Annotated in this window: 19 protein-coding genes; 16 read left to right on the top strand and 3 right to left on the bottom strand. The window is 41.8% G+C overall.

Going from position 1 to position 14,865, the window contains the following annotated elements:
* Positions 1–499: 499 nt before the first annotated feature.
* The 11 genes from BV11031_RS10950 to BV11031_RS10900 all read left to right on the top strand — a co-directional run bounded on the left by BV11031_RS10950 (position 500) and on the right by BV11031_RS10900 (position 7,569).
* Positions 500–739 carry a YkuJ family protein gene (locus BV11031_RS10950; RefSeq protein WP_003218671.1) on the top strand — a complete coding sequence of 80 codons (240 nt, stop codon included), beginning with the start codon at positions 500–502 and terminating at the stop codon, positions 737–739.
* Positions 740–849: 110 nt separating this feature from the next.
* Positions 850–1,368, top strand: a complete 519-nt coding sequence (locus BV11031_RS10945) for a ribonuclease H-like YkuK family protein (RefSeq protein ID WP_010328503.1) — start codon at positions 850–852, stop codon at positions 1,366–1,368.
* 133 nt (positions 1,369–1,501) lie between these two features.
* On the top strand, positions 1,502–1,699 hold the full coding sequence (gene abbA, locus BV11031_RS10940) for an AbrB antirepressor AbbA (RefSeq protein ID WP_010886502.1): 198 nt from the start codon (positions 1,502–1,504) through the stop codon (positions 1,697–1,699).
* A gap of 137 nt (positions 1,700–1,836) precedes the next feature.
* A complete protein-coding gene (gene cbpB / locus BV11031_RS10935) occupies positions 1,837–2,280 on the top strand; it encodes a cyclic-di-AMP-binding protein CbpB (protein WP_010328502.1) in 444 nt (147 codons plus the stop codon).
* Positions 2,281–2,427: 147 nt separating this feature from the next.
* On the top strand, positions 2,428–3,309 hold the full coding sequence (gene ccpC / locus BV11031_RS10930) for a transcriptional regulator CcpC (protein WP_010328501.1): 882 nt from the start codon (positions 2,428–2,430) through the stop codon (positions 3,307–3,309).
* A gap of 111 nt (positions 3,310–3,420) precedes the next feature.
* On the top strand, positions 3,421–3,897 hold the full coding sequence (locus BV11031_RS10925) for a flavodoxin (protein ID WP_010328500.1): 477 nt from the start codon (positions 3,421–3,423) through the stop codon (positions 3,895–3,897).
* Positions 3,887–4,780, top strand: coding sequence for a hypothetical protein (locus BV11031_RS10920; RefSeq protein ID WP_010328499.1), 894 nt, complete (start codon positions 3,887–3,889; stop codon positions 4,778–4,780). The genes BV11031_RS10925 and BV11031_RS10920 overlap by 11 nt, the downstream gene beginning before the upstream one ends.
* Before the next feature lie 15 nt (positions 4,781–4,795).
* On the top strand, positions 4,796–5,251 hold the full coding sequence (locus BV11031_RS10915) for a flavodoxin (RefSeq protein ID WP_010328498.1): 456 nt from the start codon (positions 4,796–4,798) through the stop codon (positions 5,249–5,251).
* 104 nt (positions 5,252–5,355) lie between these two features.
* Positions 5,356–6,066, top strand: coding sequence for a 2,3,4,5-tetrahydropyridine-2,6-dicarboxylate N-acetyltransferase (dapD, locus tag BV11031_RS10910; protein WP_010328497.1), 711 nt, complete (start codon positions 5,356–5,358; stop codon positions 6,064–6,066).
* 71 nt (positions 6,067–6,137) lie between these two features.
* A complete protein-coding gene (locus BV11031_RS10905; RefSeq protein ID WP_010328496.1) occupies positions 6,138–7,262 on the top strand; it encodes an N-acetyldiaminopimelate deacetylase in 1,125 nt (374 codons plus the stop codon).
* Between the two features lie 61 nt (positions 7,263–7,323).
* A complete protein-coding gene (locus BV11031_RS10900) occupies positions 7,324–7,569 on the top strand; it encodes a YkuS family protein (RefSeq protein ID WP_010328495.1) in 246 nt (81 codons plus the stop codon).
* A 61-nt stretch (positions 7,570–7,630) separates the two neighbouring features.
* Here the strand turns inward: BV11031_RS10900 and BV11031_RS10895 are convergent.
* A protein-coding gene (locus tag BV11031_RS10895) for an IS3 family transposase (protein ID WP_128568192.1) occupies positions 7,631–8,781 on the bottom strand; the annotation gives its coding sequence in 2 pieces (ribosomal slippage) (positions 7,631–8,508 and positions 8,508–8,781; 1,152 coding nt in all).
* Between the two features lie 115 nt (positions 8,782–8,896).
* On the bottom strand, positions 8,897–9,700 hold the full coding sequence (locus BV11031_RS10890) for a mechanosensitive ion channel family protein (protein ID WP_010328492.1): 804 nt from the start codon (positions 9,698–9,700) through the stop codon (positions 8,897–8,899).
* A 242-nt stretch (positions 9,701–9,942) separates the two neighbouring features.
* On the opposite strand from BV11031_RS10890, the gene ahpA reads away from it, so the two are divergent.
* The 3 genes from ahpA (at position 9,943) to rok (ending at position 12,053) form a co-directional block, all read left to right on the top strand.
* Positions 9,943–10,485, top strand: a complete 543-nt coding sequence (gene ahpA, locus BV11031_RS10885) for a biofilm-specific peroxidase AhpA (protein WP_010328491.1) — start codon at positions 9,943–9,945, stop codon at positions 10,483–10,485.
* A 67-nt stretch (positions 10,486–10,552) separates the two neighbouring features.
* Positions 10,553–11,005, top strand: coding sequence for a TlpA disulfide reductase family protein (locus BV11031_RS10880; protein WP_010328490.1), 453 nt, complete (start codon positions 10,553–10,555; stop codon positions 11,003–11,005).
* Between the two features lie 454 nt (positions 11,006–11,459).
* Complete coding sequence (gene rok / locus BV11031_RS10875; protein WP_010328488.1) at positions 11,460–12,053, top strand: transcriptional regulator Rok; 594 nt, start codon at positions 11,460–11,462, stop codon at positions 12,051–12,053.
* A gap of 40 nt (positions 12,054–12,093) precedes the next feature.
* Here rok and BV11031_RS10870 read toward each other — a convergent pair whose 3' ends face one another.
* Positions 12,094–13,059: a coiled-coil domain-containing protein gene (locus tag BV11031_RS10870; RefSeq protein WP_010328487.1), complete on the bottom strand. Its 966-nt coding sequence runs from the start codon at positions 13,057–13,059 to the stop codon at positions 12,094–12,096.
* A gap of 135 nt (positions 13,060–13,194) precedes the next feature.
* Between BV11031_RS10870 and BV11031_RS10865 the strand changes: the two genes are divergently transcribed.
* Complete coding sequence (locus tag BV11031_RS10865) at positions 13,195–13,794, top strand: molybdenum cofactor guanylyltransferase (protein WP_010328486.1); 600 nt, start codon at positions 13,195–13,197, stop codon at positions 13,792–13,794.
* 50 nt (positions 13,795–13,844) lie between these two features.
* Positions 13,845–14,864 (top strand): molybdopterin-synthase adenylyltransferase MoeB, encoded by a 1,020-nt coding sequence (locus BV11031_RS10860; protein ID WP_010328485.1) that lies wholly within the window; start codon positions 13,845–13,847, stop codon positions 14,862–14,864.
* Position 14,865: the final 1 nt, after the last annotated feature.

Here is a 14,865-nt window from a genome sequence, read left to right as displayed (position 1 = left end):
TATCAGATCAAGATCCGAAAAAACTTGGCGCTACCCCCGCCAAGTTTTTTATTTTGCCAAAGCATAAGACAATCAATAAAACAATAAACCTAACTAGGGGAAAACATTGAACACTGGGAGGAACAAAAATAGACATTCAGCGCCTGAACCCCGTACCAATGCTGCATGGCGGTGTAAGAGATATTAGTCGGCAAATGCGGCGAGATGTTCACTCCTGAATCATTACATATTGCAAAATTTCAAAAGAAAATTTTGATGAATTAGTAAAAAAGCCTTCTTGACGCTGCGGGCATATTAAAAAAATCATTAATGTGTGCATGACATTCAAAAAAAAGCCTCAAACTAATAAAAAATCATTTTTTCACTTTTTTTCTTTTCTTAAATTCAGCAGGGAAAATGCCATCCTGTCCGACTTTATGGTATGATGCTCAATAGAACTTGTATTATAATAAATACTTGTTGATTTGAAGTTGCTTTTTGAAAGGAGTCTTTTTTTAGAATGTCACAATTAATGGGTATCATCACACGGCTGCAAAGTCTGCAAGAAACAGCGGAAGCGGCTAACGAGCCAATGCAGCGTTATTTCGAAGTAAATGGTGAGAAAATATGCAGTGTAAAATATTTCGAAAAAAATCAAACGTTTGAGCTGACAGTTTTCCAAAAAGGTGAAAAACCTAACACATATCCGTTTGATAATATCGACATGGTTTCCATCGAAATCTTTGAACTTCTTCAGTAAGGTTCCTGAAATAAGGGGAACAAGCTCCCGCTTCTGTAAAAAGTAATCGTAATAAACGATAAGGAACATACTTGTTTCATGGTTGTAAATCCTTGAAAAGGAGTGTCGGCATGGCTGATTCTTTTCTGTTTTATAATCTCTCAGAAGCACAGATGACCTTTCAAGATGTGATGGAACGGCTTAAAGCCTTTGTTCGAAAGGACCCCCGTTCCTTCTATGTGTTATCTATCGGAACCGATTCACAGGTCCACCGCGATTACACCAAGTTTATTACCGCATTGCATTTGCATCGTACAGGCAAGGGAGCTTGGGGCTGTTTGAAAAATCATACAGTCGACAGACCCATACATAGCCTTCGGGAGAAGATTTCGTTAGAAACGGCGTACAGCCAGGAAATAGCCGCTTATATTCTGGATGGACACTTAATGGATATCACAGATCTGCTCCTGCCCTTTACCGGTGAGGGAGCGGATCTGACCTTTGAGGTTCACTTGGATATTGGAAAAAAAGGGCTTACAAAAGAACTGATTCAAGAAATGACAGGCCGTATTACTTCCATGGGGATAGAGGCGAAAATAAAACCGGATTCATACACTGCCTTCAGCTATGCAAATCGTTTTACAAAATAATTCCGGCTGAAAAGCCAAGGGAAATGTCGAATTATGCGGTTGACGTTTGTTTTCTGATTACTTATTCTAGCGGTAGAGCTGAAAGTAAGTTGACTTGCTTTCAGAGGTATTCAGTATAAAACAGGGGGCCTGATTGCGAATGAGTCTTATCGGTGAACGATTTACAGAAGAAGAACAAAAACTTCTGCTGAATATCCTGATCAACCATGAGTATGCTATCGAGCTTTTGAGCAGTGAAATCAACGATATAGAGACAGGAACCAAAAACGTTGATGGAACCACCTACAAAAAACTTGTAACACTATACGACCGATTTCGATTTGAAAATTAATGTAATGCCCTATAATTGATACTCGTAAAAAGAGTATCTTTTTTATTGGAGGAAACTTTTCGACAAATACTGATAAAGTTTATATTATTGTAATATAGGGAATGTATGGTTGATGAAAATGAAAAGGGGTCGAAAACATGATAAGCTTACAATCAGACCAGCTTCTTGAGGCAACAGTCGGACAATTCATGATTGAGGCGGACAAAGTAGCGCACGTTCAAGTCGGCAATAACCTTGAGCACGCATTATTAGTGCTGACAAAAACCGGATACACAGCTATCCCGGTTCTTGATGCTTCCTATCGTTTACATGGTTTAATCGGCACAAATATGATTATGAACAGCATTTTTGGGCTTGAGCGAATTGAGTTTGAAAAGCTTGACCAAATTACAGTTGAGGAAGTCATGCTGACAGATATTCCGCGTCTCCATATAAATGATCCGATTATGAAGGGATTTAGCATGGTCATTAATAACGGATTTGTCTGTGTGGAAAACGATGAACAGGTGTTTGAAGGGATTTTTACGAGAAGAGTGGTATTAAAGGAGTTAAACAAGCACATACGCTCATTGAATAAGTAGGCTTCACGGCCTATTTACGTTATATTGGCAGAGCAACAAAGAAAGCGCATACATAATTTAAACCAGAAAAGGACTTGAATCAGAAACGAAGAGTTTATTAGAATGGGAGATAAGAAAAACTTATTGATTATAAAAAAGGAGGACGACATGCAGCTTCAAGAGCTTCATATGCTCGTAGTTTTAGCTGAGGAGTTAAATATGAGAAAGGCGGCGGAGCGGCTTTTTGTATCTCAGCCGGCTTTATCTCAGCGCTTACAAACGATTGAAAAGGCGTGGGGCACTAAAATCTTTTTGCGATCTCAAAAAGGGTTAACGGTAACCCCCGCCGGTGAAAAAATCATTCAGTTTGCGAATGATGCAACGTTAGAGCAGGAAAGGATTAGAGAAAATATTGATGAGCTTGAAGGTGAAATTCACGGCACATTGAAGCTTGCTGTCGCCTCAATAATCGGCCAGCATTGGCTCCCTAAAGTCCTGAAGACGTATGTGGAAAAGTACCCGAATGCAAAGGTTTCGCTCATTACCGGCTGGAGCAGCGAAATGCTGAAAAGCTTATATGAGGATCAGGTTCATATCGGTATTATAAGAGGGAACCCTGAGTGGAAGGGCCGTAAAGATTACTTGATGACAGATCACCTGTATTTAGTCGACACTGAAATTTCCTGCATCGAAGATATTGCCCATACCGAACGGCCGTTTATCCAGTTTAAAAGCGACAGTACTTATTTTCAGGAAATTCAGCATTGGTGGCATCAAAAATTTAAAACGTCGCCAAAACAGACGATATTGGTTGATCAGATTGAAACGTGTAAACAGATGGCGCTACACGGAATCGGTTATGCCATATTGCCGTCAGTTACTCTTCAAAATGAAGATAAAGTCAATAAAATGCCACTGTTAGACACAAAAGAGCATCCAATTGGACGGGACACATGGCTATTAGGCTATGAACCTGCCTTTGAGCTGAAGCAAGTTCAAGCTTTTGTTCAAGTCATAAAGGATATGCTGGATCAGGAAAATCCATTTTAAAAGACAGCGATGTGCTGTCTTTTTTTATTTATATATTGACAATGAAAATCATTATCATTTAAAGTGTTACATATGATATTGAAAATCATTATCAATTGATGAGGTGATAACATGGCTAAAGCCTTGATTACATATGCCAGCATGTCAGGAAATACGGAAGACATTGCCGTCATTATAAAAGAAACGCTTCAGGATTATGAGTTGGATATCGACTGGATTGAGATAGATGATGCGGATGTTTCTGCCTTAACATCCTATGATTATGTGCTGATTGGCACGTATACATGGGGCGACGGCGATTTGCCTTACGAAGCGGAAGATTTTTTTGAAGAGGTCCAACAGCTCCAGCTTAATGGCTTGAAAACAGCCTGCTTTGGGTCTGGCGACTATTCTTATCCGAAGTTTTGTGAAGCGGTCAATTTGTTCAGCGTCATGCTGCAAGAGGCGGGAGCTGCTGTTTACCAGGAAACATTGAAAATCGAACTGGCGCCTGAAACAGATGATGATGTGGAAAGCTGCCGAGCGTTTGCGAGAGATTTTCTTGCATGGGCGGATTATATCAGCAAGGAAAAGACCCATGTTTCATAAAGGAGCGACTGCTGTCACGGCATCGGCTACTTCAGGTTATTTTGTGGCGGTACAAAGAGAAGGCATTTTTCATTATTCTTTGGAGCAGGGCTGGAGAAAGCTTTTCCGTTTGAAAAGCAAAATTCATGGCATCAGTTACATAGGGCCTTACTTGTTTGGCGTCGGTGAAAAGGGAACGGTCATTCGTTCGTCTGACGAAGGGAAAACCTGGACGATGTCGAGCTTTCCGACAAACGCAACAGTATGGGCGATTACTGGCCGAAACGACGGGTTTGCCTGCGCCCATGGCAAGCATTGCATTTATGTATCGGATGATTTTGGTGTTTCTTGGCGCGTAGCGAAACCTTTTGCGGGATTTGATAACCCCCCTGTAATCCGTTCATTGTGCCTGCAGGGCAGCAGCCTTTTCATCGGCACGCAAATACACGAATATTTTGGAGGCATTTGGGCTTATGACTTTAACCATGACACAGTCCAAATCGTTAAAAAAGAAGAAACACGCATGACAGCATCCATGCTCGTGTTCAATGAAAATTGGCTAGTGGCTGCGATGGGTTCTGTGAAAGGTAAGTGCGGTGCTGTCACTGTACGGAATATTTTGACTGATGAAGAGTTCACTATACAATCCAGCATGATGAAAAATGAAGAATCATTTCTTGATATTTCAGAGGATGATGGAATTATATATGTCACAACAATGCAAGACGAAAATGGTTATTCGAGAATTTACCAGGCCGACCTCGAAGCCAGGTCGTTAAAATGGTTCGATACCATTAAAGGGCATGGATGGAGAGTGGCCAATCAGAAAGAGAATTTCTTTTGTGCAGGCTTGTATGAATGTAAATTTGTTCAGCCGTACGATGTGTCAGCAATGATTCATTAGAGGAGGAAAAAAGAATTGGGGAAGATTTTACTCGTTTATGCAACAATGTCTGGCAACACTGAAGCAATGGCAGATTTGATTGAAAAGGGCCTTCAAGAGGCGGAAGCGGAGGCAGACCGTTACGAAGTGATGGATATAGATGATGCACAGCTGTTTAACGATTATGACCATATTATGATGGGAACCTACACGTGGGGTGACGGCGATTTGCCTGATGAATTTTTAGACCTTGCTGAAGATATGGATGAGATTGATTTTTCCGGCAAAACTTGCGCTGTATTCGGTTCCGGTGATACAGCATATGAATTTTTCTGTGGAGCAGTTGATACGCTTGAAGCAAAAATAAAAGAACGCGGAGGCGAAATTGTACTGCCTTCAGTAAAAATCGAAAATAATCCAGAAGGTGAAGAAGAGCAAGAATTGATGGAGTTCGGAAGACAATTCGCAAAGAAAAGCGGAATCGCTGTCTGACTTACCACTGGGAACTGCTCAAGCGGCTGTTCCCTTTTTTCTTGTCTTTGTATCTTTCCTTTGATACAGTAATGAGGTAGAAAATCAGGAGGAGGACTATACATATGAAAATGATGGACGCAAATGAAATTATTTCATTTATTCAAAATAGCACGAAATCTACACCTGTAAAGGTTTACGTAAAAGGTGAGCTGGAAGGAATCAATTTTGGCGAATCTGCGAAAGCTTTTATCAACGGAAACACAGGTGTCATTTTCGGTGAATGGAGCGAAATCCAAACAGCCATTGAAGAAAATCAAAGCAAAATCGAAGACTATGTGGTTGAAAATGACCGCCGCAATTCTGCGATTCCAATGCTTGACCTTAAAAATATCAAAGCGCGTATCGAGCCTGGCGCGATCATCCGCGACCAAGTTGAAATCGGTGATAATGCAGTCATCATGATGGGGGCTTCTATCAATATCGGTTCAGTTATCGGCGAAGGCACAATGATCGATATGAACGTTGTCTTGGGCGGACGAGCTACTGTTGGCAAAAACTGCCATATTGGAGCGGGTTCTGTGCTTGCGGGCGTTATTGAGCCGCCATCCGCTCAACCGGTTGTAATTGAGGACGATGTTGTGATCGGGGCAAATGCTGTTGTGCTTGAAGGCGTAACAGTAGGCAAAGGAGCGGTTGTGGCTGCAGGCGCAATCGTGGTAAACGATGTTGAGCCATACACTGTCGTTGCAGGCACACCTGCTAAAAAAATCAAAGACATTGATGAGAAAACAAAAGGTAAAACTGAAATCAAGCAGGAATTACGCCAGCTGTAAGGAATGGTTTGATAAAAAAGGCGTGGATATATTATCCACGCCTTATTCGTATAGGCAGGGAGGAATAAGGAATGAAGAAAGAGGAGCTCATCGCAATCCGCAGAGATCTGCACCGTATACCGGAGCTTGGATTTCAGGAGTACAAAACCCAGCAATATTTATTAAATGTTTTGGAACAATATCCGCAAGACAGAATTGAAATTGAGAAATGGCGAACAGGGCTTTTTGTTAAGATCAACGGGACGGAGCCGGAGAAAATGCTGGCGTACAGAGCGGATATCGATGCGCTTTCCATTGAAGAGCAGACCGGTCTTCCATTCGCATCAGAGCATCACGGCAACATGCACGCCTGCGGACACGATTTGCATATGACGATTGCACTCGGCATTATTGACCATTTTATTTACCACCCGGTCAAACATGATTTGCTCTTCCTGTTTCAGCCGGCAGAGGAAGGGCCTGGCGGTGCGGAACCAATGCTTGAGAGTGATGTATTAAAAAAGTGGCAGCCTGATGTCATCACCGCATTGCATATTGCTCCAGAGCTGCCCGTAGGCACGATCGCGACAAAAAGCGGCCTCCTTTTTGCGAATACATCAGAGCTTGTCATCGATTTGGAAGGAAAAGGGGGACATGCGGCCTATCCGCACCTTGCCGAAGATATGGTTGTAGCGGCAAGCACACTTGTCACCCAGCTGCAAACGATCATATCTAGAAACACAGATCCGCTGGACAGCGCGGTTATTACGGTCGGTACCATTACAGGAGGCTCAGCACAAAATATCATTGCGGAAACAGCCCGCTTGGAAGGCACCATTCGCACCCTTTCTGAAGAATCGATGAAACGGGTAAAGGAACGGATTGAAGATGTAGTGAAAGGAATAGAAATCGGATTCCGTTGTACAGGAAAAGTAACGTATCCGTCTGTGTATCACCAAGTTTATAATACGAGCGGGCTGACAGAAGAATTTATGTCTTTTGTTGCTGAACATGAACTAGCAACAGTAATCGCAGCAAAAGAAGCAATGACTGGAGAGGATTTCGGCTACATGCTGAAGAAATATCCGGGCTTCATGTTCTGGCTTGGTGCTGATTCTGAACATGGGCTTCATCACGCAAAGCTGAATCCTGATGAAAATGCGATAGAAACAGCGGTTAACGTCATGACAGGTTATTTTTCTGTTTATGCCAATTAAGTACAAATGAAAGAATAAAATTCCAAAAAATGAGCACTCTAGTAAACGGAGGTGTTCAATAATGGCAAAAAAAATTGGAATTGAACAATCGTTATCAGATGTTGAAGCCGCATTAAAAGAAAAAGGATATGACGTTGTCATGATGAAAAGCCCTTCCGATGCAAAAGGCTGTGACTGCTGTGTCGTAACAGGCCTTGACAATAATGTGCAAGGAATAGCTGATACGGCAACACAAGCACCCGTCATTACAGCTTCCGGGATGACTGCTGAAGAAATTTGCAGCGAAGTGGAAAGCAGAATTCAGTAAATGAAAAACCGAAGCAAAAAGGGACTGACCCCCGTTTTTAAGACAGGGATCAAAACACCTTTTAAACAGCCAATTGCCGATAATTTATCGGTGATTGGTTGTTTAGTTTCGTTTGAATACGAATGTTGTTATAATAATAAATGTATTCTTTGACAGTGCGTTCTACGATGGCGGTCGTGGTTCGATCAATGCTGTTAAGATAGAACGTTTCAGACTTTAGTGAGGAATGAAACGATTCGATGGAGGCATTATCAGCGGGCGTCCCTTTGCGGGACATGCTCATGGTAATGCCTTTTGTTTTAACAGCTTTCTGATACTCGTAAGATGTATACACAGATCCTTGGTCACTATGTAACACGCAGTTCTCAGGCAGTGTTGGCAGTTGATCAAGTGTGTGTAAGACAAAGTCTGTGTCCTGCTTATCTCCAATCGTAAAAGCAATCACTTCTCCATTGTATACATCCAATATACTGGAAAGGTACAATTGCTTCTGTCCATAAGGCAAATACGTGATGTCCGTTACTAGTTTTTCAAGAGGATGATCAGACTGAAAGTTCCGATCTAATATATTATCGACCACGGCATATGGCTGCCCATTCTTCTTGCGCTTTTTCACCTTAACCCGGCACTGCCACTGATTTTTCTGCATAATACGCTGAACCGTTTTATGGTTAATACACATTCCCTTTTTTAATATGGCTGTGATTTTTCGATATCCATATCGATACTTGTGCTCTCGGCACAACGTGCCGATTTGTTTTTCCAAATGGCGTTTGGGATGATCCTTCATCATATTCTTCTTCCAACGATAATAAGACGCCCGAGAGATACCTAAATGAATACAGATATCCTGCACGGTCATTGTGCTGTGCAATATTTCTACAAGTTCGACTGACGTTTTACTATCAACTTCCTTTCCAATTCGTTGTACTTTTTTAAAACTTCATTCTGTTGTCTCAGGTAACGATTCTCTGCCTGCAGTTTCTCTAATTCGGAAGAATACTCCGGACCTTTTCCATAAGTGTATTGCTTACCAACAGGTTGTTCAAATCGGTGTGTATCACCAGCCTTATACCATCTGACCCATGTCTTAATCTGCGTATTATTTTTGATATTCAACTCCTGCATGATCTCTTTCATAGGTACGCCTGCCAATCTCATTTCTACAGCCTTCTGTTTCACTTCAAGCGGATAACTCATTCTTGTCCCCATAGAAAAAACACCTCCAAGTCTAATTTCGGATAACAATCATCCGTATTCAAACTTGAAGGTGTTTTTATTTGTCTCATCTTATGGGGTCAGTCCCAAAAAGCTTCGGTTCTTTTATTTACTCAGTTTCTCTAGGAAAAGCGCGGTCAAGGGCGGTTTTTATTTCCTTTCGAAGCACTCGCTCGACGCGCCACTGTTCCATATTTTCTGTTTTGGCAATGACTCTGATCACGATTTCGGAAGTGCCAAGTTCTTGAATCCCAATGACATTTGGGCCCTCTATTATTTGCGGAAGAGCGGCTGCCGTTTCATTGCATACTTGCTGTAAAATGTGAATCGTTTCATCAATGTTTCTTTCAGCCGGCACTTTTATGTCAACCAGAGCCTCCATTGTTCCCCGGGAATGATTGCTCACGTTTGTAATGTTTCTGTTAGGGATATAATGCAGTGTCCCATCAAAACTGCGGATTTGAGTTGTTCTTAAGCCAACCTGTTCGACAATCCCGTCAAAGGTGGAAACCGTAATATAATCTCCAACATCCAATTGTTTTTCAAGCAGAATAAAAAAACCTGTCACGATGTCGCTGACAAGCCCTTGGGCACCAAATCCGACAGCCAGTCCGACAATTCCTGCTCCCGCTAAAAGAGCGCTAGGGTCGTAATGAAACAAATCCAGAACCATGACGAAGAATATAAAAATCAATATGTAAGAAAATATGTTGAGAGTCAGGCTTTGGAGCGTATATGCGCGTCCTTTGGACAAACTGTTCTGCTCCTCGAATTTTGCAAAAAGATGCTTAATGATTTTCATGCCTAATGATCGAACGATAAAGTAGATGAAAATCATAATGACGAGTTTAACGAGCAGGACACTGGCATGTGTAATAAGTCCCGGCCAATCATATTGTTTAATAAAATCCATATTGGGGCTCCTTTTCTGAAGTGATTGCAGCATATTGAGGTTTGTTACCCTTTACTTGAACATGTTAAACTTTTTCTTCAAAAATGTTCCAGACATAGTCAAACATGAATTGTTAAAAATTGACTCGGAAAATGAGCTCCTATATAATGGGCATTGTGATGTTATTAACGAAATATAGATGATGATCCTTTATTTTCATGGGAATCCGGCTTTTAAGCCAAACGATAATTGGAGGGATACATATGGCAGAACGTATGGTAGGTAAACAGGCTCCTCGTTTTGAAATGGAAGCAGTCCTTGCAAGTAAAGAATTTGGCAAAGTAAGTCTTGAGGAAAACATGAAAAACGACAAATGGACAGTGCTGTTCTTCTATCCAATGGACTTCACTTTTGTTTGCCCAACGGAAATTACAGCAATGTCTGACCGATACGACGAATTTGAAGATCTTGATGCAGAAGTCATCGGAGTGTCAACTGACACAATCCATACTCATTTGGCGTGGATAAATACTGATCGTAAAGAAAACGGCCTTGGCCAGCTGAAATATCCGCTTGCAGCTGATACAAACCACGAGGTATCCCGTGAATATGGCGTTTTAATCGAAGAAGAAGGTGTGGCCCTGCGCGGATTATATATTATCAATCCAGAAGGCGAGCTCCAATATCAAACTGTTTTCCATAACAATATTGGCCGAGACGTTGATGAAACGCTTCGTGTTCTTCAAGCGCTGCAAACCGGCGGACTCTGTCCGGCCAACTGGAAACCAGGCCAAAAAACACTTTAATTCTTTCTAAGAACGAAAAAGGGTCTGACATATTTGTTAGGCCTTTTGTGTAATAGGAGGGAAAGCAATGAAATTACGTCAGCCAATGCCTGAATTGACTGGGGAAAAAGCCTGGTTCAATGGTGAAGTAACGAGAGAGCAATTGATCGGGGAAAAGCCGACGCTTATTCATTTCTGGTCCATCAGCTGCCATCTGTGCAAAGAAGCGATGCCGCAAGTGAATCAATTTCGTGATCAATATCAAGATAAACTGAACGTTATAGCTGTGCATATGCCTCGTTCCGAGGATGATCTTGACCTGGGCAAAATAAAAGAAGTAGCTGATGAACATGATATCACTCAGCCAATTTTTGTTGATAGTGATCATGCTTTAACCGATGCATTTGAAAATGATTATGTGCCTGCATACTATGTGTTTGATAAAACAGGCCAGCTTCGTCACTTTCAAGCCGGCGGCAGCGGGATGAAAATGCTTGAAAAACGTGTGAACCGTGTTCTGTCTGAAACAGAACAGGCTTGAAGATTCTTCATAAAAACCTGATCTCATCAGGTTTTTTTATTTGTATAAGAAAGGAATCGAAAATGAGTAAGAAGATTATTTTTCCAAATCTGGGCAAGGTGAAAGTTGATATATGGATTGATACGATGAAAAAACAGCAAATTTTTTTATGTTTTTCCTCAATTTTAGATAAATTTCATCGCCCATAACTCGAAAATTGTAGATATTACACTACATTTTTTTAAAGAAGTAAGTAAAATATATATTTTCAACATAATACCAAATGAACTCGAAAAGTCCCTTGAACCCTTGAGAATAAAGAACTCTTCTGGAAAATAAATATTTTTCAGAAAATAAGGAATTTTTCATAGAGTAAATATAATAGTAAAATGCTAAAATAATAGTTGATAAAATTACTTTTGTAATCTAATATCTTATTTAAAGATGTTAATTTCGATAGGGGGTACATTGAGGAATGTTTAATGAAAGAGAAGCTTTGCGCTTGCGGTTAGAACAATTAAATGAAGCTGAAGTGAAAGTCATTCGTGAATATCAAATCGAACGTGATAAAATATACGCAAAATTAAGAGAGTTGGACAGAAATGGAAGCCCTTCCGAAATCAAAAAGGATTTACGTTCTGAAAAAAAACCAGACTCTCTGCCGGTTCTCGCTGAGCTTGCGGCTCAGGAGATCAGAAGCTATCAGCCGCCGTCACAGCAGCAGTCTGTTCAGCCTCAGCTTCAATCTATTTCCTCTCTTCCTGCCGGTATACCAGACGGAACAACACGAAGAAGAAGAGGTACGGCAAGACCGGGATCAAAAGCAGCTAAGCTGCGAGAAGCTGCCATTAAAACTTTAAAGCGCCACAACGCGGCGATTAAGAGCTCCGAGCTTCAAAAAGAGATTGAAAAAGAAAGCGGTCTTGAAATCCCTAATATGACAACATTCATGCAAAGCCTAATTAAAATGTATCCGGAAGTGAAAAAGCCGTATCGCGGCCAGTATATTTTAGAAGGCGAAATCGAATCTGCAGAATCAGTTGAACCTGCGGAATCAACAAATGAATAAATAGACAGAAAAACTGCTTGCGTAGTGCGCAAGCAGTTTTTTATTGATTTTTTTTCTGTGAAGGTTTGTTTTCCCTTTCAAGATTAAGCTTATAGACCCATTTTTGATAAGGTTTTTCTTCAGCGGCTCTGCCTTTCAGTTCTTCGATCGTATGGCTCATAGCCTGGTCTGTTGATTGGGCGCGGGTGAGCTGTTTTTGAAGCGCGTGTACCTGTTTGGTGACATCTTCAAGTATGGTCTCTACATGATGTGGCTGCGCATAGGCCGCTGGGGCTTTTTCTTCTGTTTTTTCTTTTTGTTTCGGGCCGCCATCAATATCGGCAAAATGAGAAGCAATCCAGGCATCACTTTCATCAAGCTGCCGTTTATACGATACAATAGTTTCGTGAAATAGTTTTTCTTTCGTTTTTTCTATTTCGAGCAGCCTTTCTTTCGTTTCTATGATTCGATCTTTCATATGATCAACTTCTATTTTAATATGTTTTAGCTGATATTCTTTTTCTATCATTTGCTCTTTTAGACGGCTGTTTTCAGCTTTCACCTTTTCGGTATGGTGTTTTGCCTGAAGCAATGCGTTCTGTTCCCGCTGGATAGAGGATTGAAGAAGGCTGACTCGTTTATGCAGATTTTTATTTTCTTCTTCAATTTTAATTTTAGCAATATGAAGTTTATGTTTTTCTTCGATATCGGCTTTGCGTTTGAAGGTTTCAGCAGATAGGAGCTCCTGCAGCGCAACGATTTTATCTAGGAGCTCAGCTCTTATTTGATGCAGGGTTTGGCTGGTGTGGGAGGCGTGTTTTTCTTTCGTTGACATTTGCGTTAATTCGGCGGACAGCTGCTGAAGTTTTTCTTTCATATCGTTATTTTCTTTGAGCAGTTTGTTATTTTTCTGATGGAAGTAGGTTGCTTCAAGTTCGGAAATCAGCTTATGGCACCTTGAAAGCTCTGATTTTAAATAAAGGTTCTCCTGAGACACATCGTGGAAAAAAGGACCTGATCTTTTCATTCGAACCATCTCCCTCATGGTGTTAACACTACAATATGCAAATACTGAACAGCTATTCCTCTTTAATAAACAGACGAGCAGTGGCGTTAGGGCCTTGCTTTTGCTATGATTTTAACGAACTAGAGGTGAGAGGACATGAAGCATATAAACGTACTGCTGGCAGGAGGAGCCTCACGGCGCTTTGGGGAACCGAAGGCGTTTGTGAAATGGAAGGGCAGGATGTTTTACGAATGGACCAAAGAGGCGCTTGGAGAACATGCGGTTATCATCACCCGTCCTGAGTTGATTGGTAGATTCCAAGAAAACGGTGAAAATGAATTATATCAAGATACTGAGCCGTTTCGAGGAATGGGGCCATTGGCGGGTATATATACCGCTTTTAAAAAGACAGACGGCGAGCTTTATACTGTGTTGTCCTGTGACACGCCGCTGATCCAAAGAAGGACGATGCTGGAGCTCAAGCGTCTGATGACTCCCGGTATAGATGCGGTCGTCCCGATTTCAAGGGGACGGGAGCAGCCATTGATTGCAATGTACCATAAACGAATCATGCCCATTTTATATGATCAGCTTTGTGAGAAGAGATTAAGAATATCAGATTTGTTAAGCCGTATATCGGTTTGTTACGTACAAGATGAAGAAATTGGGGCAAATCCGGCTGAGTTTATTAACGTGAACACACGTGATGATTTTAGCTGTTTGGAAGAAAAAACGGATTCCTTCAGGCGGGACTGATGGGGCAAAAACATGTTAAGATGACATAAAAGATAAGGAGAACAGGTTTGATGGAGGAGCGTTATTCGCGGCAAATCAGATTTAAGCAAATAGGGGAAGAGGGCCAGAAAAGACTGGCAGACAGCCATGTGCTGGTTGTCGGTGTAGGAGCGCTCGGGACGGCAGGAGCAGAAGGGCTTTCGAGAGCGGGGGTCGGTACCATTACCATTATTGACCGTGATTATGTGGAGTGGAGCAACCTGCAAAGGCAGCAGCTTTATACAGAAAGCGACGCCAAGCTCCACATGCCGAAAGCCATGGCTGCCAAAGAGCATCTATCAGCGATTAACAGCGAAATACATATTGAGGCGTACGTTACCGAAGGAACAGCCGAAACGCTTGAGCCGCTGATTGAAAAAGCGGATGTCGTCATCGACGCGACAGATAACTTTGAAACCCGCATGCTGATAAACGATCTTGCCCAGAAAACAAAGACACCGTGGGTCTATGGCGCTTGTGTCAGCAGCCAAGGGATGTTCATGACGATCATTCCAGAAGAAACGCCTTGTCTGTCTTGTTTGTTTGAGCAAATTCCTGTCGGCGGGGCGACGTGTGATACTGCCGGCATTATTCCGCCAGCTGTGCATATTGTTTCGGCCTATCAGCAGGCAGAGGCATTAAAGCTGTTAACCGGAAAAAAAGAAGCGATACAGCGAGGGTTTGTGACATTCGATGTTTGGAATAACTCGCATATGAAGATTAACGTTAATAATGTACGCTGTGAGAATTGCCCATCTTGCGGAGCACACGCGGTTTATCCTTATCTCCAAGACTGGAACACACCAAAAGCCGCTGTACTATGCGGCCGTGATACAGTACAGGTAAGGTCAGAGTCGTTAAAAAGAATTCCGAAACAAGAGCTTATCAATCGGCTGAAAACAATCGGCAAGGTCGAGGCCAATGCGTTTTTGCTGCATATTTTTTACGAGGATTTCAGAATCGTCATTTTCAATGATGGACGGGCACTGGTGCATGGAACAAATGATGTGAAAGAAGCCAATTCCGTGCTGGCAAGAGTAATTGGATTGTAAC

Origin of the sequence: Bacillus vallismortis (genome assembly GCF_004116955.1) — a bacterium.
GTDB lineage: Bacteria > Bacillota > Bacilli > Bacillales > Bacillaceae > Bacillus > Bacillus vallismortis.
The sequence above is the reverse complement of the archived record's forward strand: the minus strand, read 5'-3'. Positions and strand labels throughout refer to the sequence as shown.

Coding starts and splice junctions, on each gene's coding strand:
- cbpB (WP_010328502.1), top strand. CDS start 1,837: ATGATAAGCTTACAATCAGACCAGCTTCTTGAGGCAACAGTCGGACAA.
- BV11031_RS10880 (WP_010328490.1), top strand. CDS start 10,553: ATGAAATTACGTCAGCCAATGCCTGAATTGACTGGGGAAAAAGCCTGG.
- BV11031_RS10945 (WP_010328503.1), top strand. CDS start 850: ATGGCTGATTCTTTTCTGTTTTATAATCTCTCAGAAGCACAGATGACC.
- BV11031_RS10905 (WP_010328496.1), top strand. CDS start 6,138: ATGAAGAAAGAGGAGCTCATCGCAATCCGCAGAGATCTGCACCGTATA.
- rok (WP_010328488.1), top strand. CDS start 11,460: ATGTTTAATGAAAGAGAAGCTTTGCGCTTGCGGTTAGAACAATTAAAT.
- BV11031_RS10925 (WP_010328500.1), top strand. CDS start 3,421: ATGGCTAAAGCCTTGATTACATATGCCAGCATGTCAGGAAATACGGAA.
- BV11031_RS10865 (WP_010328486.1), top strand. CDS start 13,195: ATGAAGCATATAAACGTACTGCTGGCAGGAGGAGCCTCACGGCGCTTT.
- BV11031_RS10860 (WP_010328485.1), top strand. CDS start 13,845: ATGGAGGAGCGTTATTCGCGGCAAATCAGATTTAAGCAAATAGGGGAA.
- BV11031_RS10920 (WP_010328499.1), top strand. CDS start 3,887: ATGTTTCATAAAGGAGCGACTGCTGTCACGGCATCGGCTACTTCAGGT.
- BV11031_RS10900 (WP_010328495.1), top strand. CDS start 7,324: ATGGCAAAAAAAATTGGAATTGAACAATCGTTATCAGATGTTGAAGCC.
- BV11031_RS10950 (WP_003218671.1), top strand. CDS start 500: ATGTCACAATTAATGGGTATCATCACACGGCTGCAAAGTCTGCAAGAA.
- BV11031_RS10870 (WP_010328487.1), bottom strand. CDS start 13,059: ATGAAAAGATCAGGTCCTTTTTTCCACGATGTGTCTCAGGAGAACCTT.
- BV11031_RS10890 (WP_010328492.1), bottom strand. CDS start 9,700: ATGGATTTTATTAAACAATATGATTGGCCGGGACTTATTACACATGCC.
- ahpA (WP_010328491.1), top strand. CDS start 9,943: ATGGCAGAACGTATGGTAGGTAAACAGGCTCCTCGTTTTGAAATGGAA.
- ccpC (WP_010328501.1), top strand. CDS start 2,428: ATGCAGCTTCAAGAGCTTCATATGCTCGTAGTTTTAGCTGAGGAGTTA.
- dapD (WP_010328497.1), top strand. CDS start 5,356: ATGAAAATGATGGACGCAAATGAAATTATTTCATTTATTCAAAATAGC.